Source organism: Rhizobium mulingense (assembly GCF_029194105.1).
GTDB classification, from domain to species: domain Bacteria; phylum Pseudomonadota; class Alphaproteobacteria; order Rhizobiales; family Rhizobiaceae; genus Rhizobium; species Rhizobium mulingense.
The window spans coordinates 147,646-170,288 of record NZ_JARFVE010000013.1 but is presented as its reverse complement, the minus strand read 5'-3'; the positions used below and the strand labels follow the sequence as shown (position 1 = coordinate 170,288).

The 22,643-nt window shown below is 63.0% G+C and carries 21 protein-coding genes; 7 read left to right on the top strand and 14 right to left on the bottom strand.

Going from position 1 to position 22,643, the window contains the following annotated elements; genetic code table 11:
- Positions 1-6: 6 nt before the first annotated feature.
- From PYR71_RS25460 to PYR71_RS25430, 7 genes are all read right to left on the bottom strand, one after another.
- Positions 7-720 carry an HAD-IA family hydrolase gene (locus PYR71_RS25460; RefSeq protein WP_275621352.1) on the bottom strand — a complete coding sequence of 238 codons (714 nt, stop codon included), beginning with the start codon at positions 718-720 and terminating at the stop codon, positions 7-9.
- A 218-nt stretch (positions 721-938) separates the two neighbouring features.
- The gene (locus PYR71_RS25455; protein ID WP_275621351.1) at positions 939-2,315 is read right to left on the bottom strand and encodes an aspartate aminotransferase family protein; all 1,377 of its coding nucleotides are present in this window, start codon (positions 2,313-2,315) and stop codon (positions 939-941) included.
- An 11-nt stretch (positions 2,316-2,326) separates the two neighbouring features.
- Positions 2,327-3,160 (bottom strand): GNAT family N-acetyltransferase, encoded by an 834-nt coding sequence (locus PYR71_RS25450; RefSeq protein WP_275621350.1) that lies wholly within the window; start codon positions 3,158-3,160, stop codon positions 2,327-2,329.
- A gap of 147 nt (positions 3,161-3,307) precedes the next feature.
- A complete protein-coding gene (gene otnK, locus PYR71_RS25445; RefSeq protein ID WP_275621349.1) occupies positions 3,308-4,588 on the bottom strand; it encodes a 3-oxo-tetronate kinase in 1,281 nt (426 codons plus the stop codon).
- A gap of 3 nt (positions 4,589-4,591) precedes the next feature.
- Positions 4,592-5,368, bottom strand: coding sequence for a 2-oxo-tetronate isomerase (gene otnI, locus PYR71_RS25440; protein ID WP_275621348.1), 777 nt, complete (start codon positions 5,366-5,368; stop codon positions 4,592-4,594).
- A gap of 11 nt (positions 5,369-5,379) precedes the next feature.
- On the bottom strand, positions 5,380-6,324 hold the full coding sequence (gene ltnD / locus PYR71_RS25435) for an L-threonate dehydrogenase (protein WP_275621347.1): 945 nt from the start codon (positions 6,322-6,324) through the stop codon (positions 5,380-5,382).
- A 69-nt stretch (positions 6,325-6,393) separates the two neighbouring features.
- Positions 6,394-7,710: an MFS transporter gene (locus PYR71_RS25430; protein WP_275621346.1), complete on the bottom strand. Its 1,317-nt coding sequence runs from the start codon at positions 7,708-7,710 to the stop codon at positions 6,394-6,396.
- A 241-nt stretch (positions 7,711-7,951) separates the two neighbouring features.
- Here PYR71_RS25430 and PYR71_RS25425 point away from each other — a divergent pair, with 241 nt between their 5' ends.
- The 4 genes from PYR71_RS25425 to PYR71_RS25410 all read left to right on the top strand — a co-directional run bounded on the left by PYR71_RS25425 (position 7,952) and on the right by PYR71_RS25410 (position 11,790).
- Positions 7,952-8,947 (top strand): LacI family DNA-binding transcriptional regulator, encoded by a 996-nt coding sequence (locus PYR71_RS25425; protein ID WP_275621381.1) that lies wholly within the window; start codon positions 7,952-7,954, stop codon positions 8,945-8,947.
- A gap of 16 nt (positions 8,948-8,963) precedes the next feature.
- Positions 8,964-9,638: a 3-oxo-tetronate 4-phosphate decarboxylase gene (otnC, locus tag PYR71_RS25420; protein ID WP_275621345.1), complete on the top strand. Its 675-nt coding sequence runs from the start codon at positions 8,964-8,966 to the stop codon at positions 9,636-9,638.
- Between the two features lie 195 nt (positions 9,639-9,833).
- Positions 9,834-10,502: a haloacid dehalogenase type II gene (locus tag PYR71_RS25415; RefSeq protein ID WP_183934782.1), complete on the top strand. Its 669-nt coding sequence runs from the start codon at positions 9,834-9,836 to the stop codon at positions 10,500-10,502.
- A gap of 13 nt (positions 10,503-10,515) precedes the next feature.
- Positions 10,516-11,790, top strand: coding sequence for an NAD(P)/FAD-dependent oxidoreductase (locus PYR71_RS25410; RefSeq protein WP_275621344.1), 1,275 nt, complete (start codon positions 10,516-10,518; stop codon positions 11,788-11,790).
- A gap of 93 nt (positions 11,791-11,883) precedes the next feature.
- On the opposite strand, the gene PYR71_RS25405 is transcribed toward PYR71_RS25410, so the two are convergent.
- The 6 genes from PYR71_RS25405 to argE all read right to left on the bottom strand — a co-directional run bounded on the left by PYR71_RS25405 (position 11,884) and on the right by argE (position 18,577).
- Positions 11,884-13,341: an NAD-dependent succinate-semialdehyde dehydrogenase gene (locus PYR71_RS25405; protein ID WP_275621343.1), complete on the bottom strand. Its 1,458-nt coding sequence runs from the start codon at positions 13,339-13,341 to the stop codon at positions 11,884-11,886.
- A gap of 54 nt (positions 13,342-13,395) precedes the next feature.
- Entirely contained in the window at positions 13,396-14,439 is a 1,044-nt protein-coding gene (locus PYR71_RS25400) for a tartrate dehydrogenase (RefSeq protein ID WP_275621342.1), read from the bottom strand.
- 9 nt (positions 14,440-14,448) lie between these two features.
- Complete coding sequence (locus tag PYR71_RS25395; RefSeq protein WP_275621341.1) at positions 14,449-15,912, bottom strand: aldehyde dehydrogenase family protein; 1,464 nt, start codon at positions 15,910-15,912, stop codon at positions 14,449-14,451.
- 204 nt (positions 15,913-16,116) lie between these two features.
- Positions 16,117-16,470 carry a cupin domain-containing protein gene (locus PYR71_RS25390; protein WP_183934777.1) on the bottom strand — a complete coding sequence of 118 codons (354 nt, stop codon included), beginning with the start codon at positions 16,468-16,470 and terminating at the stop codon, positions 16,117-16,119.
- Between the two features lie 35 nt (positions 16,471-16,505).
- Positions 16,506-17,429, bottom strand: coding sequence for a 2-hydroxyacid dehydrogenase (locus tag PYR71_RS25385; RefSeq protein WP_275621340.1), 924 nt, complete (start codon positions 17,427-17,429; stop codon positions 16,506-16,508).
- A gap of 23 nt (positions 17,430-17,452) precedes the next feature.
- Positions 17,453-18,577, bottom strand: coding sequence for an acetylornithine deacetylase (gene argE, locus PYR71_RS25380; protein ID WP_275621339.1), 1,125 nt, complete (start codon positions 18,575-18,577; stop codon positions 17,453-17,455).
- Positions 18,578-18,844: 267 nt separating this feature from the next.
- On the opposite strand from argE, the gene PYR71_RS25375 reads away from it, so the two are divergent.
- Entirely contained in the window at positions 18,845-19,747 is a 903-nt protein-coding gene (locus PYR71_RS25375; RefSeq protein WP_275621338.1) for a GNAT family N-acetyltransferase, read from the top strand.
- A 182-nt stretch (positions 19,748-19,929) separates the two neighbouring features.
- Here PYR71_RS25375 and PYR71_RS25370 read toward each other — a convergent pair whose 3' ends face one another.
- The gene (locus PYR71_RS25370; RefSeq protein WP_275621337.1) at positions 19,930-20,241 is read right to left on the bottom strand and encodes a hypothetical protein; all 312 of its coding nucleotides are present in this window, start codon (positions 20,239-20,241) and stop codon (positions 19,930-19,932) included.
- A gap of 258 nt (positions 20,242-20,499) precedes the next feature.
- On the opposite strand from PYR71_RS25370, the gene PYR71_RS25365 reads away from it, so the two are divergent.
- Together PYR71_RS25365 and PYR71_RS25360 are read left to right on the top strand one after the other, a co-directional pair.
- Positions 20,500-21,405 carry a LysR substrate-binding domain-containing protein gene (locus PYR71_RS25365; protein WP_275621336.1) on the top strand — a complete coding sequence of 302 codons (906 nt, stop codon included), beginning with the start codon at positions 20,500-20,502 and terminating at the stop codon, positions 21,403-21,405.
- Between the two features lie 57 nt (positions 21,406-21,462).
- Positions 21,463-22,593 carry an HPP family protein gene (locus PYR71_RS25360; protein WP_275621335.1) on the top strand — a complete coding sequence of 377 codons (1,131 nt, stop codon included), beginning with the start codon at positions 21,463-21,465 and terminating at the stop codon, positions 22,591-22,593.
- Positions 22,594-22,643: the final 50 nt, after the last annotated feature.

Genomic DNA, 22,643 nt, shown 5'->3' with positions numbered 1-22,643 from the left:
TAAAAGTCAGGCGCGCGCGGCGGCCACGGCATCGGCAAGGCCGGCCATGGACGTGAAATGATAGTCGGGCGTCGTAAACTCGGTTGGTTCGATCGTGCCGCCGTAACCCTTCTCAGCATGCCGCCGTTCGATCCAGCAATTGGTCACTCCGAGTTTCCTGGATATCCCGATATCGTGATATTGGCTCTGGGCGACATGCAGGATATCGTCCTTCGAATGGCCTTCCGAAGCAATGTAGGCGAAGACCGTCTCGAAAAAGGCGGGATCGGGTTTCTCGGTCCCGGTATCGTCGGCGGTGAAGGCGGCATGGAAGGGATTGCCGAGCTCCTTCTCGAAGAAGGCGAAGGCCCAGCGGCGGGCATTGGTCATCGCAACCAGGCGGTAGTTTTGCCCGAGCCTTGCCAGGGCTGCGGCGCTGTCTGCGAAACCCTTCCAGCTTTTCGCCGAGTCCCGCAGCCGCTCGCCATATTTGCGGTCGGCGGGCAGGCCGAGCTTCGGCGCGATCGCGAGGTAGACACGCACGAGGTCGTCGGGAAAGAGGTCGGCGTCGTCGCAGTAGCGGGCCTCGCGATAGAGGCTGAGCGCCTGTTCGCCATCGATTTCATTTCCCGTTTCGGCCGCGATCTCGGCGAAACAACTCTTGAGGCCGCCCTCGAAATCAATGAGCGTGCCGACGACGTCGAAGGTCAGGTACTTGAATTCCGGAAGGCTCTTGCGCACGTGAATTCCCCTGTGTTCGGCTCCGATGGGAGCACGCTTCTCAAAGAAGATATTCTGTTCCCGGCGGGATCATTGTCCCGCTCTTGTATGGAAGGCCCGCATTCGTCGGGATCCGGGCCTTTCGTTGATTTCAGTTTGTCACCTGCGCTGCGCCGGATTCTCCGAAAAGACGCCATGGAGCGGCACAAAATACCGAATCTGGCATTTTCGCGGGATTCTCAAGCCCGCAGCGCCCGGCGGACATCCGGGTCATCGAGCGTCTCGTCCAGCGTCATGCGCGTGCGCTCGACGATCGCATCGATTTCCGTTTCGGTGCAGCATAGCGGCGGCGCATAACCGAGGACGCCGTTGGCGAAGGCGCGGATGACGAGGCCGTTCTCCCAGGCGCGATCGAAGATCCGGCGGGCGGGTTCAGCGGATGCCGGCAGCGGCGTCTTGTCGATCTTGTCGACGACGAGCTCGACGGCGGCGAGCATGCCGCGGCCGCGAACATCGCCCACGAGCGGGTGATCTCTCAGCGACTGGAGGCCCCGCATCAGCCGCGCCCCGGCCCTGACGCCATTGTCGAGCAGGCCGTTTTCGTAAAGCTTCAACACTTCGAGGCCGACGGCGGCACTGACGGGATGGGCCGAATAGGTGTAGCCGTGACCGATAGCGGTGGCGCCCGCCCCCTCGGCAATCGTTTCATAGACGTGGTCGGCCATGAAGACGGCGCCCATCGGGACGTAGCCGGAGGTGAGGCCCTTGGCGGTGGTCATAAAATCCGGCACGACCCCTTCATCGCTGCAGGCAAAAAGCGGCCCGGTGCGGCCAAAGCCGGTGATTACCTCATCGGCAACGAAAAGGATGTCGTGCTCGCGGCAGAATTCGCGCATCGCCTTCAGCCAGCCTTTCGGCGGCACAAGGACGCCGCCCGAACCCTGGATCGGTTCCGCATAGAAGGCGGCGACGCGCTCTGGCCCGATCGCCTCGACCTTGCTTTTCAGCGCCGCGAGCGAGGCTTCGATGATCGCCTGCGGATCATCACCGACAGGGTTGCGGTAGGCGTAATGAGACGGAATCTTATGCTGCCAGTCGAAGGGGATGCCAAAACCGGCATGGAAGGCAGGCAAGGCGGTCAAGCCCGCACCGACTGTCGAGGAGCCGTGATAACCCTGTTCGACTGAGATGAACTGATCGCGCCGAGGCTGCCCTTTGGCGTTCCAGTAGTAACGGATGAACCGGATCGTGCTGTCCACTGCGTCGGAGCCGCCGAGCGTGAAGTACACATGGTTGAGATCGCCCGGCGCCCGGTCGGCGAGTTCTGAGGCAAGCCGGATCGCCGGCTCGGAGCCGAGGCCGAAATAGGCGGTTGCATAGGGAAGCTCCCGCATCTGCCGGGCCGCCGCTTCGACGATGCTTTCGTGGCCGTAACCGGCATTGACGCACCAGAGGCCGGCGAAGCCGTCGATCAGCTGTTTGCCGGAGGCATCGATGACTGTTGCGCCCTTGGCTGACGCAAGCACGCGCACGCCATGCTTTTCATGACTGCGGTAGGAGGCCACGGGATGAATGAGATGGGCGCGATCGAGTTCGATGAGTGAATTGCTGTACATTGGATCTCCGATCAGCCAAATGCCTGGCTGGCAAGGGCGAATGTGGTGGCGGCCCGGGCGGCGGCGTGATGGACAGACGGTTTTATCATCGCGATAGCACCGCCGACATGGACGAAACCATGGTCGGCGAGCCACGGAGAGAGTCCGGTCTTCGCCGTCGTATCCACCCTCAGGAAGTGTCCTGGCCGCCTGGCGATGTGATGTTCGATGAGCTTCATGGCGTCCTCGATATCCGCGGCGACCACGGGTCCGATCACCTCGCCGCGCCCGAAGGCACGCAGGCAGGCAAAGCCTGAAACGCCGTCGCGGCGAATGACGGCAAATTCGCCGACCTTGGCGAGATAGGAGAGCAGGTCTTCACGGTCGGCGCCGAAGGCAAGACGATCGAGCGCCATGATGGCACGGAGATCGTCGGCAGTGGCGACGTCCGTGCCGGCCGGCGCAGGAATGTCTCTGGCAAGGCCCTGGTGCTGCAGCACGGTTCCGGTTTCGTGAAAACCAAGCTTTTGATAGAGCGGCAGGCCGGCCGTCGTCGCGACTAGCCTCAACGACCGATCGCCTGCGATCTGCAGCGCGGCGTCCATCAGGCTGCGGCCGAGGCCGCGGCCGCGCATCGTTTCGTCGACGATGACCATGTTGATCGTCGCGCAATCTTGCTTGTATGGCGTGACGAGCACGGTGCCGACGACCCTATTGTCTTCGATTGCGACCATCCCTTCGCTCAAGGAGAGGGCCATCTGCCATTCTTCCACCCGATGCGGCCAGCCCGCCTGTCGGGAGAGCGCGAGGGCGGCGTCGAGATGGTCGGGCCTGAACGCGGCGATTTCGATTTGACGTGTTTGCATGGGCCGTCCTTAATGTTCTGCCCGCCAGTCTGCCGGAGCGCCGGCGGGCAGATCGTCTGAAGGCCGTGGTTGAGGCAGTATCTTATGGCTTTGCGATCACGGGTCGCCGCATCTTATGCTGGAGGACCGAGCCCTTCGCAAACCTTGTCACCGCATCATCGCCAGCGCAGCGGCGAAGAAATCCTCGCCGCCGAAATTTCCTGATTTCAACGCCAGCAGCATGTCGCCCTGCGTATTGCCGACCGTACGCAGCACCGGCACCCCGGGAGCAATTTCGGGGCCGATCAGAAAGGCTGGAATGGCGAGCCTGTCGACTGCGGCTCCCGAGGTTTCGCCGCCTGCGACCACGAGGCGCCGCACGCCTCTCTCCACCAGTTCGGCGGCGATGATCGATGTGGCGGTCTCGATCGCGTGGCCGGAGGCCTCCCGCCCATATTGCGATTGCAGCCGGGATACGGTTTCGGGTGCCGCGCTCGCGGCGACCACGACCGGGCCAGCAGAAATGCGGTCACCGGCCCAGGAAATCGCCGCGGCGATCTGATCCGGACCGGCGGCCAGCAGCCGCTCCGGATCAAGCCGCAGCACAGGCATGACTCGTTCGGCGATGTCGAGCTGGCGCAGCGTCGCCTTCGAACAGCTGCCGGCAATGATCGCTGAAAGCCCGCCCACAGGGCGAATGACGTCTTCACCTGTCGCGCTGCCGGAGATCCGGCCGGAACGGACAAGCGCGCGGGCAAGGCCGAGGCCGAGGCCGGACGCCCCGGAGGATACCGGCGTTTCCAGCGCGATTTCGCCCAGCGTTTCCAGATCCCGTTCGAAAATCGCGTCGGCGATAGCCATGGTCGCGCCCGTCCTGGCAAGGGCATCGAGCTTCGCCTTGGCGGCGGCCGCTCCGGCGGTGATGGCCGCCAGATCGATCAGCCCGACGGCGCCACGCGATTGCCGGGAGAGAACGCGCACGAGATTGGCGTCGTGCATCGGGTTCAGCGGATGGTCCTTGAGCGGACTTTCGTTCAATGGCTGGCCGCCGACAAAGAGATGGCCGAGATAGACGGTGCGTCCTGTCTCCGGAAAGGCCGGTGTAACCAGCACGCCGCCGCCGCCCGCCGCCTCGCTCAAAGCCTCGGTGACGGGGCCGATATTGCCGGCATCGGTGGAATCGAAGGTCGAGCAGATCTTGTAAAGCACATGGCCCGCGCCCTGGTGGCGCAGCCAGCGCTCAGCTTTGGTTGCAGCGTTCACGGCCTCCGAAGCCGGAACGGAGCGGATTTTCAGCGAAACGACCACAGCATCGATATCCGGCAGCGCGAGCGACGGATCGGGAATGCCGACCGTCTGCACCGTGCGCAGTCCGTTCTTCGTCAGCGTGTTGGCGAGATCCGACGCGCCCGTATAGTCGTCTGCGATCGATCCAAGCCATATAGCCATCGTCTAGCTCCTTGCAAAAGGTTTGAACCACCCAAGGCCGTCCAGCGTCTGGCCGCGCGGGATATATTCGCAGCCGATGAAGCCGTCATAACCCAGCCGGTCGATTTCACCGAACAGGTAGGGATAGTTCAGTTCCTCCCCGTCCGGCTCGTTGCGTGACGGCACGCTGGCGATCTGGATGTGGCCGGTGATCGGCAGCAGGCGCCGCAATGCCATCGTGACGTCGCCATGGAGGATCTGACGGTGATAGATGTCGAACTGCAGCTTCAGATTCGGCAGGCCGCATTCGGCGAACAGCCGCTCGGCGATCGCGAAGTCGTTGAGGAAATATCCCGGCATGTTGCGCCCATTGATCGGCTCCAGCAGGAGATCGATGCCTTTTTCCGCAAGCCGGCCGGCAGTGTAGGCGACGGAGCGCCGGTAGGAAGAGGCGGCCTCCTGATCGTGTGGATCGGCGATACCCGCCATCAGGTGCAATCGCCTGACGCGCGTCGCCGCCGCATAGTCCAATGCCCGCTCGACATCCGCTTTGAGGTCGTCGAACCGTCCGGGAAGGGCCGCGATGCCGCGCTCGCCCGCACCCCAGTCGCCCGGCGGCAGATTGAACAAAGCCTGCCGCAGATTGTTGCGGGCAAGCCGTTCGGCGATGGCCTCCGGTGCAGCCTCGTAGGGAAAGAGGTACTCGACGGCGGAAAAACCCGCGTCGGCTGCGGCGTCGAAGCGGTCGAGGAAGTCCCATTCGTTGAACATCATTGTCAGGTTGGCGGCGAAAGCGGGCATATCGATATTCCTTATCGGCTCTGCGGTTCTTTGGCCGGGCCGGGCAATTGCGCGCCGGAAAGCTGGGCATAGAGCCGGGCGAGCGAGGAATCGTCGTCACGGCCCATGCCGGCGCCTGCCGCCGCCAGGTACATTTGCAGGGCCGCTGCCGCGAGCGGTGCCGGATAACGTTGCGAACGGGCCATATCCTGGACGATGCCGAGATCCTTGACGAAAATCTCGATGCTGCTGAGCGGCGTATAGTCCCCGGCCAGCACATGCGGGACGCGATTTTCGAACATCCAGGAATTGCCGGCCGAGGCGGTGATGACCTCATAAACCATGTCGAGGTCGAGGCCCTGCTTGGCGGCAAAGCTTATCGCCTCGCATGCGGCTGCGATGTGCACGCCAGCGAGAAGCTGGTTGATCATCTTGAACGCAGCGCCTGTTCCGGGGGCGTCGCCGAGCTCGTAGACCTTGCCGGCCATGGCATCGAGGGCGGGGCGGGCCCTATCGAACGCCTGCCTGGAGCCGGAAGCCATGATCGTCAGCTCGCCAAGCGCGGCCTTGGCCGCGCCACCTGAAATCGGCGCGTCGAGATAGTGCAGGCCGACGGCCTCCGTCCGCCCCGCCAGATCGCGCGCGATAGCTGGATCCATGGTTGCCGACGAGATGAAGACGGCGCCAGGCTTCATCGTATCCGCAGCGCCCTGCGGTCCGAACAGCACGGTCTCGGTCTGCGCGCCGTTAACCACCACGGAGACGACGATATCGGCGTCCTTGGCGGCGTCGGCTGGGGTCGCCGCGCCGCGCCCGCCTTCGGCGGCGAAGCGGTTCACCGCTGCCGGGGTTATGTCATATCCAATGACGTCGAGGCCTGCGCGCTTCATCGACCGGGCCATTCCCAGCCCCATGGAACCAAGACCGATAACGGCCACGACGACGGCAAGGCCCGGGTTTTCAGCAAGCGGTGTCATGAGGAGGTTCTCCAGTCTCGTGAGGAAAGATCCGTGCCCCTCCGGAAGCCGTCCCGGAGGGGCTGTGGTTTAGCGATTGACGGTTTTCGCCGGGACCGTCAACACGGCCAGCGAACCGATGACCAGTGCGGCCGCCAGCAGATACATGCCGGCGCTGTTGGTGCCGGTGAAGTCCTTCAGATAGCCGACTAGAAACGGTCCGAGGAACCCGGCGAGATTGCCGACCGAATTGATCCAGGCGATGCCGGCCGCAGCGCCCGTGCCGGCGAGGAAAGCGGTCGGAAGCGACCAGAAAAGCGGTGCGCAGCTGATGGCGCCCGCAGCGGCCAGCGAGAGGCAGATGATCGACACCGTTGTGCTCGTCGCGATCGTTGCGGCAATGAAGCCGCCGGCGGCGATGAGAGCCGGAACGACGAGATGCCACCGGCGTTCGCGCAACCTGTCTGCAGAACGCCCGAGCGCCAGCATGGCGACGAATGTGCAGATATAGGGAATGGCGGAGATGAGGCCGATATTGAGATTTCCGCTGACGCCCGAGGCCTTCACGATGGTCGGCATCCAGAAATTCAGGCCATATTGCCCGAGCACGAAGCAGAAATAAATTAGGCACATCAGCCAGACGCGACGGTCGGTCAGCGTGCCCGAGATGCTGTGCGGGCTTGCCGTCTTGGCCTGATTTTCCGCCTCGATATTGGCCGTCAGCACCCGCTTTTCCTCATCATCCAGCCACGTCGCGTCAGCGATCCTATCATCAAGATAAAAGAACGTCGCGACGCCGAAAAGAATGGCCGGAACGGCTTCGATCAGGAACATCCACTGCCAGCCGGAAAGCCCGTGCGTTCCGTGAAAGCTGTCCATCAGAAGGCCCGAAAGCGGATTGCCGAAAATGGCGGATACCGGGATGGCGGACATGAAGGTTGTGATGATCTTGGCGCGGCGGTGCGCCGGATACCAGGATGTCAGATATAAAATGATGCCGGGGAAAAATCCTGCCTCGGCCACGCCCAGCAGGAAACGCAGGACATAGAAGACGGTTTCCGACGAGGTGAACATGAAGGCGGCGGAGATGACGCCCCAGGTGATCATGATGCGGGCGATCCAGACCCGCGCGCCGACCTTGTTCATGATGATATTGCTCGGCACTTCAAACAGGAAATAGCCGATGAAGAAAATGCCGGCGCCGATGCCATAGGCAGCTTCAGAGAGGCCGAGCTCGCTCGACATCTGCAGCTTGGCGAATCCGACATTGACGCGGTCGAGATAAGCGACGACGTAACACAACATCAAAAACGGCACGATGCGCCAGAATACCTTGCCATAGGCCCGGTCTTCCGTCGCCTCTGCGGGATATGCGCCAGCAATTGGCGCCTCTGTATGCAGCGTCATGATTCTCTCCTCCGATCGTTGCCGCGGTTTCCGACAGGTCCTCCCGCAGCACGCTTGGCCTTTTGGCAGCGCTGCCATTCTTGTTAGTTCATTTTGGCAGCGCTGCCAACTGCAAATTGGCAGCGCTGCCAAAAAAATCTTGCTTATTGCCTGAAGTAGTGAAAAATGAAGCTGGCCTAGAGACGGTGTTGTCAGACCGCTTCGCGCCGGAAGCTGCGTCATGTCGGGTTCAAAATTGACTATGGAATTCAAACACCAGGCGACGGTGACCCTTGCAGAGGTCGCGGAAGCGGCCGGCGTCGGCGAGAGCACGGTCTCGCGCGTGCTGCGCAATCATGGCTCGTTTTCAGGCAAGACCCGGGAGCGGGTGATGGCCGCCGTCGAACGGTTGGGCTATGTGCCGAACCGAATCGCCGGAACGCTGGCCTCCACCGGTTCGCGCCTCGTCGCTTTCGTCATTCCTTCGCTGTCCAACATCGTCTTTCCAGATGTGCTGCGCGGCGCCAGCGCCGTTCTGGAGGAAAACCGATATCAGGCGGTTTTTTCGGTCACCGACTATGATCCGGGCAAGGAGGAAGCGCTCGCCGCTGCGATGCTCGCCTGGCGGCCGGCGGCGGTGATGTTGGCAGGATTCGAACACACCGAAGGCACGGCGAAGATGCTGCGCGCCAGCGGCTGCCGGGTCGTGGAACTGCTCGATCTGGATGGGGATGCGCTCGACATCGCGGTCGGCTTCTCGAACCGCGCGGCCGGGCGGGAGAGCGCCGCCTTTCTGCTTAGGCGCGGCTACCGGCGGATCGGCTATGTCGGTCACGACCTGAACCGTGATACCCGCGCCGGGAAACGCTTTTCCAGCTTTTGTGAAACGCTCGATGCCGCCGGCACCCCAGTCGTCGCCCACGAAATTCTTGCCGGTCCTTCCTCGGTGGAGAACGGCAGGTTGGGGCTGGAGCGACTGCTTGCACGGGCGACCTTGGATGCCGTCTACTTTTCCAATGATGACATGGGGTTGGGCGGTTATTTTCATTGTCTCGCCCAAGGGATTTCTATCCCGTCGCAGCTCGCCATTTTCGGCTATAACGGCCTCGATATCGGCCGGGCGATACCGCAACCTTTGTCGACCATCCGAACGCCGCGCGTGGCGACGGGCGAGATAGCCGCGCAGCTGATCGTCGCCAACGCGCCGCCCCAGGCCGTCGATCTCGGCTTTGAACTGATCGAGGGGGCAACTGCCTGATATTGGAGGAAGTGTCATGTCCGACGCGCGCCAGCGTGAAGAAATTTGCCGATACGGCCGCTCGCTGTTCGAGCGCGGGCTGACGCCCGGCTCGTCGGGCAATATATCGTTGCGGCTGGAGGACGGCGGCTGGCTGGTCACGCCGACCAACGCCTCGCTCGGTTTTCTCGATCCGGCGCGTATTTCAAGGCTCGATGATGAGGGCCGGCTCCTGTCTGGCGACAAACCGACCAAGGAAATCCCGCTGCACACGGCCCTTTACGATACGCGCGGCAGCGCTCGCGCCATCGTCCATCTTCATTCCACCCATGCGGTGGCGCTGACCATGCTGCCGGAGATCGATCCGCGCGCCGCCTTGCCGCCGATGACGCCATATTATCTCATGCGCGCCGGCGAAACGGCGCTGGTGCCCTATTATCGCCCCGGCGATCCGGCGGTGGCCAATGCGATCCGCGGGCTGGCGGGAAAATATTCGTCGGTGCTTCTGGCCAATCATGGACCCGTCGTCGCCGGTGATAGCCTGGAGGCGGCGGTCTTCGCAACCGAGGAACTGGAGGAAACCGCGAAGCTCTATCTGCTGCTGCGCAACCTCAATCCCCGCTTCCTTAGCCCGGAGCAGGTGGCCGATCTCGTCAAGACCTTCGGTCTCGATCTTCCCTCGCATCACGATCACGATCACGATCACGATTGAACCCGTTGTCGCTTCGAGGATTACGGAGCTCGACGGCATGATCCGGCTGCGGGAGCGCGCAACCTTCTGCCAAACGCCGGTTTCGATACGATAGATTCTGCTTTCGAAGCCGCGGATTCAGGCAAGCCATGGGCAAAGCGGTGCCTATGATTGTGAACAGGTTCCCCCTAGTTCCGATCGCTCGAGGATATGCAGATGACCACGTTCCGTCCGAAATACATCACCTTCGATTGCTACGGCACGCTGACCAACTTCCAGATGGCGGAAGCAGCGCGCGACCTTTACGGCGACCAGCTCGACGAGCCGCGCATGGCGGAGTTCGTCAAGAATTTTGCCGCCTATCGTCTTGACGAGATCATGGGCGCCTGGAAGCCCTATGCCGAGGTGGTGCACAATTCGCTCGAGCGGACATGCAGGCGCAACGGCGTGACGTTTCGCGACGAAGCAGCGCAAATGGTTTATGAGCGTGTTCCGACCTGGGGACCGCATCGCGACGTACCAGAGGGCCTTGCCAGGGTTGCAAAGGAAATTCCTTTGGTCATTTTGTCCAACGCCATGAACGCCCAGATCATGTCGAATGTCGAAAAGCTCGGTGCACCTTTCCACGCGGTCTATACCGCTGAGCAGGCCAATGCTTACAAGCCGCGCTTCCAGGCTTTCGAATACATGTTCGACATGCTGGGCTGCGGACCGCAGGACGTGCTGCACTGCTCGTCCTCCTTCCGCTACGATCTGATGTCGGCGCATGATCTCGGCATCAAGAACAAGGTCTGGGTCAATCGCGGTCACGAGCCGGCCAACCCCTATTACGGCTATGTCGAAATCCCGCATATTTCGGGCCTGCCGGGCGTCGTCGGGCTCTGACGGAGACAAGCGGATGCAGTTCCAATCCTACTGGCACGACACGGCCCCTCCTTTTGCGGAGGCGGCCAAAGGTCCTGTCGAAGGACATTATGACGTGGCCGTCATCGGCGCCGGTTTCACCGGGCTTGCAGCCGCGCGCCAGCTCGCAAAGGCCGGTGTCAAGGTCGTCGTGCTGGAAGCCGAACGCGTCGGCTGGGGAGCATCGGGACGTAATGGCGGCCATCTAAACAACGGACTTGCGCATAGCTTCCTGGCCGCCAAAAGCGCACTGGGGACGGAGCGCGCCGTTGCCCTCTATCGGGCGTTCGACGATTCCATCGATACAATCGAAGCAATTATCGCCGAGGAGGGCATCGACTGCAGTTTCCGTCGCGCCGGAAAGCTGAAGCTTGCCTCCAAGCCGCAGCACTTCGAAGCCATTGCGCGCAATTTCGAGGCCGTGCACAGGGAAGTCGATCCGGACACGGCGCTTCTGACGGCAAATGAGCTGAAGAGCGAGGTCGGATCGCCCTTTCACGGCGCCATGCTCTCGAAGAAGAGCGCGATGATGCATATGGGCCGTTATGTCGTCGGACTTGCCGCCGCGGCCGTCCGCCACGGCGCGACGATCTTCGAACAAGCGGCGGTGGCCGCTCACAGGCAGGGTAACGGTCGCCACAGCCTTGAGACCGCGCGCGGCACCGTCACCGCCGACCACGTGCTGGTTGCGACCGGCGCCTACACGCCGTCGCTCTTCGGTTATTTCCGTCGCCGGATCATTTCCGTTGGCAGTTTCCTGATTGCCACCCGTCCGCTCAGCGATGCGGAGATCGCAGTGACGATGCCGGGAAATCGGACCTGTGTCACCTCGATGAACATCGGCAACTATTTCCGGCTGTCGCCGGACAAGCGGCTGATCTTCGGCGGTCGCGCCCGCTTTTCCGCAACGTCGGATCAGCGATCGGATGCAAAAAGCGGCGATATTCTGCGCGCCAGTCTCGCCGAGATCTTCCCGCAGCTTGCCGGCGTCGAAATCGACTATTGCTGGGGCGGGCTCGTTGATATGACCAAGGACCGCTATCCGCGCGCCGGCTATGTCGATGGCGTGTGGTACGCCATGGGCTATTCCGGCCACGGCGCACAACTCTCCACCCATCTCGGGATGATCATGGCTGACGCGATCATGGGCAAGGCGGAACGCAATCCGGTAAAAGGGCTCGAATGGCCCGCCGTTCCTGGTCATTTCGGCAAGCCGTGGTTCCTGCCGATGGTCGGACTTTATTACAAGACGCTTGATCTCTTCAAGTAAGCGGCGCGCACGCGAGCGCGGTTCGATCTTTCCAGAACATAGATGCAGCAGGGGCGCCGGGATAAATTTCCGGCGCCCTTTGTTTTTGGCGGGTCAGGAAAGCCCGCCGATGTGGAAACTCTTCATTTCCAGATATTCCTCGATGCCGCACTGCGCGCCCTCGCGGCCAAGGCCGGATTGCTTGACGCCGCCGAACGGGGCGACCTCGGTGGAAATAGCGCCGGTGTTGAGGCCGATCATACCGAATTCGAGCGCTTCGCCGACACGCCAGGAGCGTTTCAGGCTCTCGGTGTAGAAGTATGCAGCAAGGCCGAAGGGGGTTGCATTGGCGATGCGGATCGCCTCTTCCTCTGTGTCGAAGCGGAAGAGCGGGGCAACCGGTCCGAATGTCTCTTCACTGGCAAGCTGCATTTCGGTCGTCGCGCCGCCAAGCACCATCGGCGCCGCATATTGATCGCCGGCCGGCATCGAACCCGCCGTGGCGAGGATCCTGGCGCCCTTTTCGACCGCATCGTCCACATGACGCTTGATCTTTTCGATCGCCGCCTTGTTGATCATCGGCCCGATATCCGTGCCGGCATCCGTCCCGGCCCCGACCTTCATGGCCGCGACCCGCGCACCAAGTTTGGCGGCGAAGGCCTCGTAGACGCCGGACTGGACGAGAAGGCGGTTGGCGCAGACGCAGGTCTGGCCGCCATTGCGGAATTTCGAGGCAATCGCACCTTCCACGGCAAGATCGAGATCGGCATCGTCGAAAACGATGAAGGGTGCATTGCCGCCGAGTTCGAGGCTGAGCCGCTTGACGCTGTCGGCCGCGCCGCGCATCAGCAGCGAACCGACGCGGGTCGAGCCGGTGAACGAGATTTTGCGCACGGTCTGGTTCGCCATCAGTTCGTCGCCGATGCCGGCCGGCATGCCGGTGACGATATTGATCACGCCCTTCGGGATGCCGGCGCGCTCCGCCAGGACGCCGAGCGCCAACGCCGAAAACGGGGTCAAATCCGATGGCTTGATGACAACAGTGCAGCCTGCCGCGAGTGCCGGTCCGACCTTGCGGGTGATCATCGCATTGGGAAAATTCCACGGCGTGATGATCGCCGATACCCCGACGGGTTCCTTCAGAACGACGATGCGCCGATCTGCTGTCGGTGAGGGAATGGTCGTGCCGCCAATGCGGCGCGCTTCCTCCGAAAACCATTTGACGAACGAGGCGCCGTAGCGGATTTCGCCGCGCGCTTCCGCAAGCGGCTTGCCCTGTTCCCTGGTAAGGATCAGCGCCAGGTCCTCGATATTGTCGAGCATCAGATCATGCCAGGCTTCCAACAAGGCGGCGCGCTCGGCATGGGTCTTTTTCCGCCATGGACCGAAGGCTTTCTCCGCCGCCGCGATTGCGGCCCGCGTATCGGCTCCGTCCATATCGGGCACTGTGCCCAGCACCTGTTGCGTCGCCGGATCGGTCACCTCGATCGTGCGGCCGGCCGCAGCCCCGCACCATTCGCCGTCGATGAGCCCTTGCTGGCGAAGCAGGTTGCTATCTCTCAATCCGTACATTTTCTCCCCTTTCGTCAAAGCTTTTCTAAATTACTGCCCAGTTTGCGCGACGCGCTAACCGAGTGCGGAAAGCACCGATGCCGTGATCGCGTCGGTTTTGTCCTTGCCGGGAATTGCGCCGATGCCGCGCGCCGTCGTTGCTTCGATTGCGGCCATCACCTTTTCGGCGGCGGCCGTCTCTCCGAGATGTTCCAGCATCATCGCGCCCGACCATACGGCGGCGATTGGATTTGCGATCCCGAGATGGGCGATGTCTGGCGCCGAACCGTGGACGGGTTCGAACATGGAGGGCGCCGATCGATCGGGATTGATGTTGGCGGATGCCGCAAAGCCGAGCCCGCCCTGGATCGCGGCGCCAAGGTCGGTCAGGATATCGCCGAACAGGTTGGAGGCGACCACGACATCAAGGCTTTCGGGCGCCATGACCATGCGGGCGGCCATGGCGTCGATATGGTAGCTGGTCACCTCGACATCGGGATAATCCGCAGCGAGGCCGTGGGTGATCTCGTCCCAGAAGACCATCGAATATTTCTGCGCGTTGGACTTTGTCACCGAGGCAAGCTTGCCGCGCCGCCGACGTGCCTGCTCAAAGGCGAAACGCAGGATGCGCTCGACCCCTGTGCGGGTGAAGATCGCGGTTTCGATCGCCACTTCGTTGCCCGTGCCCTGATGGACGCGGCCGCCGGCGCCGGAATATTCGCCCTCGGTGTTTTCGCGGATGCAGAGAATGTCGAAGCCGTCGGACCGCAACGGCCCCTGTACGCCCGGCAACAGTCGGTGCGGGCGGATATTGGCATATTGCACGAAGGCCTTGCGGATGGGCAGCAGCAGCCCATGCAGCGATACGGAATCCGGCACTTTTTGCGGCCACCCGACGGCGCCGAGGAGGATGGCATCGAAAGACCGCAGCGTCTCGATGCCGTCGGCCGGCATCATACTGCCGTTTTCGAGATAGTAGTCGCAGGACCAGGGGAGGCGGGTTGCCTCGAGAGAAAATCCGCTCGATCCGGCCGTCTTTTCGAGCACGGTCCAGGCTGCTTCCGTCACCTCGCGGCCGATGCCGTCTCCAGGCAGAAGGGCGATATTGTAGGTCTTCATCGCAGCTCCTTAAAGGCTGATGAGCACGCTCTTGCTCTTGCGGTTGGCGTGATAGGCTTCGCGGCCGAGATCCTTGCCGATGCCCGACTGCTTGTAACCGCCGGTCGGCAGGATATGGTCGCGCGAGCGGCCGTAGCGATTGACCCAGATGGTGCCGGCCTGCAGGCGGCGGGTGAGGCGGATGGCGCGTGAGAGATCGCGGGTGAAGAGGCCGGCGGCGAGCCCATAGGCGGGATGATCGGCCAGCTGCAGTGCCTCCTCCTCATCCTCGAAGGTCTGGATCGTCAGCACCGGTCCGAAGATTTCCTCGAGAACCGCCGGTGATGTTGCCGTCACGCCGGAAATCAGCGTCGGTGCGTAGAAATAGCCGTCGCGGTCAAGGCGATGGCCACCTGTGAGGCACTCGGCCCCGCCGTCGATCGCGGCGCGGATGATGCCATCCATACGGGCAATCTGACGTTCGGAGATGACGGGCGAATAGTCGGTCGTTTCCTCCCAGGTGGGACCGGGGCGGATTGCCGCCAGCCGGGCAAGCAGTGCCGTCACAAGCGCATCCGCCACCTTCGCCTCGACGATGAGGCGGGATCCGCAAACGCAGGCCTGACCGGCATTGGACAAGATGCTGCCGGCGATGGCGCCTGCCGCGAGATTGAGATCGGCATCCGCGAAGACCAGCTGCGGGCTCTTGCCGCCGAGTTCCAGCGTCATCGGCTTCACACCCGTGCGGGCGATATTGGCCATGATCGCCGAGCCGGCCGCGGTCGAGCCGGTGAAACTGATCTTGGAAATTCCCGGATGGCCGGTGATGGCGGTTCCGGTGGTCGGACCGTCGCCGAGGACGACGTTGACGAGGCCGGCGGGCAGGCCGGCCCGCACCGAAAGCTCAGCAAGATAGAGTGTCGAAAACGGCGTCATCTCCGATGGCTTCAACACCACCGCATTGCCCGCCGCCAGCGCTGGAGCAAGCTTCCACCCCGCCATAGACAAAGGAAAGTTCCACGGCGTGATGGCGCCGACGACGCCATAGGGTTCCGTCACGATCATGCCGAAATTCGCATTGTCGGTCGGGACGAGATCGCCGCCTTCCTTGTCGGCGAATTCGGCGAAGAAGCGGATCTGCTCGGCGGTGACGGCGATATCGCCGGCGACGAGCTGGCCGACCGGGCGGGTCGAGGAGAGCGCTTCGAGCCTGGCGAGGGTTTCCGCCTCGGCTTCGATCAGGTCTGCCCAGCGCTGCAGTGCGCTAGTGCGCTCCCGCGGCCGTACGCCACCCCAATTACTGGTCTTCAACGCCGCTCCGGCCGTCTCGACGGCGTGGTCGACAAGGGCCTCGTCGGCAAGCGGGCAGCCCGCATAGGCCCTGCCGTCGGACGGCCTATGCATGTCGATAACGGCTTTGGCCGGAACCAGTCGGCCGCCGATAAAATGTCCGACGGGCAGGGAGATCGTGTTCGGATCGAAGCTGAGTGTCATTGCGCGTCCTCGGAATGAACCGAGGACAAACCTAGCCGGGGAAGGCGAGCAGCATGCATCGACCGATCGCGCTGCGGCGGCCGAAAATTGCGTTTTGCCCGCCGCGGCCAGTCAAATCTACGGCGGGTGGCCGGCGCCCATGCCGCGCTGTCTGCGGTCGGGAAACGCCTGCTCCGCAGGCGAGCATGGCGCGCGGCATCGGCGTCATGACACGGTCACGTAGATCTTGCGCACCGTCTCGATCGTCTTCCAGACGCCGACGAAACCCGGCTTCATGACAAAACTGTCGCCGGCCTTGTAGATCACCGGCTCGCCGTCGTCCGGCGTGAGCTCGACCAGGCCGGAAAGGATGTGGCAGAACTCGAACGTCTCGCCCTTGATCGAACGCGTCTCGCCGGGCGTTGCCTCCCATACGCCGGTATGAACCGTCTCTGCTCGGGCAACATCCTGCGCCCAGGTCTTGAAGGTGGGACTGCCCGAGATCAGGCGCTCGGGAAGGGGGGCGGACTCGCGCGGCGCCTCGGATGGGTTGGTGTCGATCGTCTTGAGCAGGGACATGGCTTTCCTTTCGGGTTAAGTTTGGCGTGGATGATTCAGTAGCCGCGGCTGCGGTCGATCAGCCCGATCGGGTCAAGGCCCGCGCGATGCCGTTTGATATTGTCGATCACCGCCGCCGCGGCGGTTTCAGGCTGCGTGACGCTGGCAATATGCGGCGTCAGCAGGATTTGCGGATGGCGCCAGAAGGCGTGACCCGCAGGCAGCGGCTCCGGATCGGTGACGTCGACGACGGCGCCGGAGAGATGCCCGGCATCGAGCGTGTCGACGAGCGCCTGATGATCGAGCTGCGCGCCGCGGCCGACATGCACGAGCCCGGCGCCGGCCGGCAGCCTTGCGAAGAGTTCGGCATTCAGGAAGCCGCGGGTCTCCTCCGTCAGCGGCAGCAGGCAGACGAGAATGTCGGTGGTTGCAAGCAGGGTGTCGAGACCTTCGCCGCCGCTCAGGCACCGGACGCCGCCGATCGTGCGCGGACTGCGGCTCCAGCCGGAAAGCGGGAAGCCGAAGGGTTGCAAACGTTCCAGCACCGTGCTTCCAAGCATGCCGAGACCGAGGACGCCGATGCGGCGTTCTGCGGCCTGTACTGGTGGGATCGGCTGCCAGATCCCGCGTCGCTGCTGCTCGAGATAGGCCGGCAGGTCGCGATGGAGCGCAAGGACGGCCAGCGTCGCATATTCCTGCATCATCCTGACGATCCCGCCCTCGACCATGCGCACCACCTTGACCCACGCAGGCACGGCATCGATGTGGAACTGGTCGATGCCGGCGCCGATCGAGAACAGGATTTCGAGGTTGCGGTAGCGCGCGAGATCGTCGGGCACGCTCCAGGTGATCAGGTAGCGCACAGCCTCTGGTTCGACTGATGCCGGGTTCATGGAAAAGGCGATGTCGGGCAGTTCGCGCGCGAAGGCTTCGGCGAATATGGCGCCGCGCTTTGCGTCGGAATTGAAGAGAAAGGTCATTGCATCGGCTCCGTGATCTCAAGTCAGGCGGCGCAGCGGCCGGCGAGGGCTTCGACCATTGCCTGGCAAGCCAGGAGTTCTTCAACGAGAATGAATTCATCCGGCTTGTGGGCCCGACCGATATCGCCCGGCCCGCAGATGATCGCATCGATGCCGGCGCGCTGGAAAAGGCCGGCCTCGGTGCCGTAGCTGACGGCGGCAAGCGGTTCGATGCCGGTCAGTTCGCCAAGCAGGCGCGCAAGCGCCGCATCGGCGGCAAGCGACAGTGCCGGATAGGCGCTGAGTTCGCGCCATTCCACCTCGAAGCCCAGTTGCGGCAGCGCCTCGGCCGCGGTCCGCAGCGGCGCCAGCAGTATGGCCGGATCGACGCCGGCAATGGCTCTCGCCTCGAACTCGGCCTCGCAGGTGTCGGGAATGATGTTGACCGCCTGGCCGCCTTTCAACGTGCCAACCTGAAGAGACGAGTAGGGCGGCTCGAACACATCTTCGAACGGGCCGTGCGCGAGCCGGGCGGCTTCGGCATTGGCGCAAGCCAGGACGCTGCTCATGGCATGGATCGCGTTCAGCCCCTGGTCCGGGCGGGAGGAATGGCCGGACCGGCCCCTGACGGTCAGCCGGGCGGCGGCCTTGCCCTTGTGGGCGCGGATTGCCCGCATGTTGCTCGGCTCGCCGATAATCGCGCCGAGCGGGGGCGCACAGAGGTTCGGCAGCCGTGCGATCATGTGCGGGACGCCGCGGCAGCCGGCCTCCTCATCGTAGGACAGGGCAAGATGAATGGGCCGGCGGAGCCGCGTCGCCGCGAGCATCGGGACGGCGGCGAGAACGGCGGCCAGGAAACCCTTCATGTCGGTGGTGCCGCGGCCGTAGTAGCGGTCCGCGTCGGCGCGCAGGCGGAACGGGTCGCTGCTCCAGCCGGTCTCGGCGGCGGGAACCACGTCCATATGGCCGGAGAGGATATAACCCGGCACCTCGACCGGCCCGATCGTCGCGAAGAGGTTCGAGCGGTCACCCTCGGGGCCGGGAAGCTCGGTGGCGGCGATGCCGTGACGTTGCAGATAGTGCCGGATCCAAGCGACGATTTCGCCATTCGGCGTACCAACAACGGAGGGAAAGCCGACCAGCGTTTCGAGAATTTCAATTGACTGCATGGGCGTCCTCACGGCACGGGATGTCGGGGTACAACCGGGCTCTTGCGGTCAACGGCGCCGTCGGCCCGTTGGGGTCTGGCCAATGACTGTAGAGACCGGCCCAGGCTTTATTTGCTGAAAGCGCATCGGATTTGGTCGATTGTTGTGTTTGCGCGGGCGTCGCCAGTGAATTGTATCGCGCGATCCGTCCTAATCTCGATAAAGCAGTTTTCTGTGGGACAGCTTTCCCTGGGGGACTTTGCCAGAAAACGCGGCAGGAGGGCGGGAGTGAGCGCACTGACATCCGAATCCAGGTTTGTCGACAGTTTCGAGACGCGCATCGCCGACATCGACAGCGTCGATATCGATAAGCTGCATGCGCTCTCAATGTCGGTCGCCTGGCCGCATCGCCGCGAAGACTGGCAGTTCTTGCGCGACTTCGGCCAGGGCATTGCGGCGATCGATGAAATCGGCCGTATCTTGGGCTCTGCGATGTGGTTTCCCTATGGCGGCCGATTCGCGACGATCGGCATGGTCATCACCTCGCCGCGCCTGCAGGCCAACGGCGCCGGGCAGTGGCTGATGGGCCACGCGCTCGATCAGGTTGCCGGACGCAATCTCGGGCTGAACGCGACGCGGGCGGCGCGGCGCCTTTATCTGTCCTTGAATTTTGTTCGCGAGGCGTCTGTCTTTCAATGCCACGGCGAAGCGATCTTGCCGCCGGATGTGGAACTGCCGCCAGGTGCCGCGATACGGGCAGTGGAAGCCGATGACCTGGAGGCGATCGCGGCATTGGATTCTTTGGCCTTCGGCACCGATCGCACGCTGCTCCTGGCTCGGCTCCTTGCAAATTCCAAGGGAGTCGTCCTGATCCGCGCCGGCCGGATCGAGGCCTTCTCGCTTTGCCGAAGGTTCGGGCGCGGCCATGTCATCGGTCCGGTCGTGGCAAGCAATGACGCCGATGCGATCGCCGTCGTCCATCCGCATGCGGTCGAGCATGCTGGAGCATTCTTGCGCGTCGACACACGCGAAAAAGGCGGGACATTTGCCGATTTCCTCTCCCGCTGCGGTCTTCCCATTTATGATATCGTGACGACCATGTCGCTTGGCGACCCTTGGCTCCCCGTTCCGGGACGCCGAGGGATGCACGAGCCGAAGACCTATGCGCTCGTCAGTCACACGCTCGGGTGAATTAAGCGCCGGGACAGAGGGCAGCGATGCCAGAGCCTGAGCCCGCTCGCATTCGGGCCGAAACGAGCGATATTGCCAAAAACCGTCCGGAGATTCCCGCCGGTAGACGCTCTCGAGCGCAGCACCTCGACCGGGATTTCGACAACAGAGAAGGCGGCGTGCTTCTCGCCGCCGGTCTTCGCTCAGTTAATCGAACGCAGTCCGAGATAGGCCGCCAAACTGACCGCCGAGACGGCGATCGTCAGCTTGGGTCTGCCGTCGTCGAACAGCGCCGCCAGCAGAACGCCGAGCATCAGAATGGCTGATTTCGCCCAAAGTTCCTGGTCGGAGATTGTGAAAGCGATCGTCGCCAGAAAGACGGCGCTGGCGACCATCGTTGCGGGAGCGGACTTCTCCGCCAGATCGCCGCTTGGGAAATAGGGCAGGAGAAAACGCCGCATGCTCAGGCCTGAGGCGACGCTAAGGAGAAGACAGGTCAAGACAGGTTGCAACATGGGGCCGTCGCCGATCAATCTGCAGGTGGAATTGCAGATGCAAACGCCGTGCCAGCCGTACGCCTTCAAATTACCGTCCGATAACGCCAGCGGCGAGCTCTGCTTGGCTATTTCCGCGGCGTCACGACCGTTTTTTCGGCAGGTGTACCCGGCCTGGCCCGATCGGCCAAATTATATCGCATTACGACTTGAGCGGCGGTGGTGATTTCTATATGGAGAATTATCCTCCAGCTTAATTCCAGAAACGAGATCTTTTCATTGGACCTTTCGTCAATCGTAATATTCCTCGCCGTTGCCAGCGATTGCAGCGTGACGAAGGCGGCCAAAGCCGTCGGACGAGTGCCGTCGAATGTGACGACGCGCATCCAGCAATTGGAGGAGGATCTTGGTGTCTCCCTCTTCAGCCGCGATGGCAAGAAGATGACGTTGACGCGGGAAGGCGAGACGTTTCTCACCTATGCCAACCGACTTATGGCCCTTGCACTCGAAGCGCGCCAAGCCGTGCGGCCCCATGCACCATCAGGAACATTGCGGGTCGGCACGATGGAGAGCACGGCGGCAAGCCGGCTGCCGGCGGCGCTCACGCAGTTCAACCAGATGTGGCCCGACGTGTCACTGCAGCTGACGATGGGCGCGTCCCGCGATCTCGCCCGCGATGTTCTGGCCGACGCGCTGGATTGCGCCTTGATTGCCCGGCCGCCGAAGACGATGCGCGAAGATGACCGCGATTTCGATGCCGAGCTCAAGGCGCTGGAAATGGAGACGGTCTTCGTCGAAGATCTGTTGATCGTGCTGCCGTCCGGGCATCCACCCATCAAATCCGCCGCCGACCTGCGTGTCGGAGCGCTCGCCGCTCTGGAGCCCGGCTGCACCTATCGCAGGATCGCCGAAACCTGGGCGCGTGAATCGAGCGCCCTGCCGACGAGCGAACTCGGCTCCTACCACGCGATCCTGGCGAGTGTAGCGACCGGCAATACTGCAGGCGTGATGCCGAAATCCGTGCTCGACCTCATGTACTGGCCGGCGGCTCTTCCGACCCATCAGCTTGGCCCCGTCGAGACGCTGCTGGTGTCCCGCAGGGATAACCGCCCCAGCGCCTTCAGCGCCTTCCATGAAGTCCTCAGCGCGACAAAAGGCAGAGACATGAGGCTGGCGACAAACTAGTTTCATCGTCTTCCTCCTTCGCCCGCCAGACAATACTCGCTTACAATTGGTCTTTGCATGCAATATCCCGTTTCCCCAAAGATGGGGCAGAGCCGTCTTCGCCGCTTTCGCCTTTTTTCGCCCATCCTGGCCGGTGCGACGTTAAGAGAGCGGCTGATCGCCTGTTTCGGCGCGTTGCTGGGCATCGGCCTCACCGGCGTCATCAGCGGCTATCTGTTCGGTCAGGGGCCGCATCTTCCCTTGATCGTCGCACCGATGGGCGCCTCGGCAGTGCTGCTTTTCGCGGTGCCGGCAAGCCCGCTGGCGCAACCCTGGTCGATCATCGGCGGCAACACCATATCCGCCATGATGGGCATCGTTGCCGCTTATTTCATTCGCGACCCGATTATCGCAACCGGCGTCGGAGTTTCACTGGCGATCGGCGCGATGTCGTTTACACGATCCCTCCATCCGCCCGGAGGGGCAGCGGCGCTGACCGCGGTGCTCGGCGGTCCCGTCGTTGCTGGTTGGGGGTTCCTCTTTCCTTTCGTGCCAGTCGCCTTGAACTCCTGCATTCTCGTCGGACTTGGCCTGCTGTTCCACAAGCTTTCCAAGCGCAATTATCCGCATGTCGTGCCGAAGCCGGCGGAGAATACCCATCAGACGGTCGACCTGCCGTCTGCGGTGCGGGTGGGCTTTCGCGAGGAGGATGTCGACGCTGCCCTGGAAGCGCTCGATGAAACCTTCGACATTGATCGGGCCGATCTTGGGCGGCTGCTGCAGCAGGTCGAGCTGCAGGCGGCCATCCGCTCGAACGGCAAGATCAGCTGTGCCGATATCATGTCGCGTGACGTGATCGCCATCGGCGAAATGTCGGAACCGAACGCCGCACGGCACCTTCTCCTGAAGCATAATATCCGGACGTTGCCGGTGAGGGATCCGGAGGGCCGTCTCGTCGGCACTGTCGGCCTGCGGGAGCTGTTCGCGAGCGGCGATACGATCGCGCATGCGATCTCCAAGCCGGCGGTGGCGAGAGCTTCGGACGCCGCTCTGTCGCTGCTGCCTGTTCTGACGGACGGGCGCACGCATGCCGTCATCATTGTCGATGACGATCATCGGATCCTCGGCCTGATATCGCAGACCGATCTCCTGAGCGCCGTGGCGCGGCTGCTGCCGAGTGACGGCGAGGCGATCGCGGCCGTGGCATGACCTCGCGGAGCGGCTCGGCCGCCGCAGGCCGGCCTTGGCGTCACGGCCAC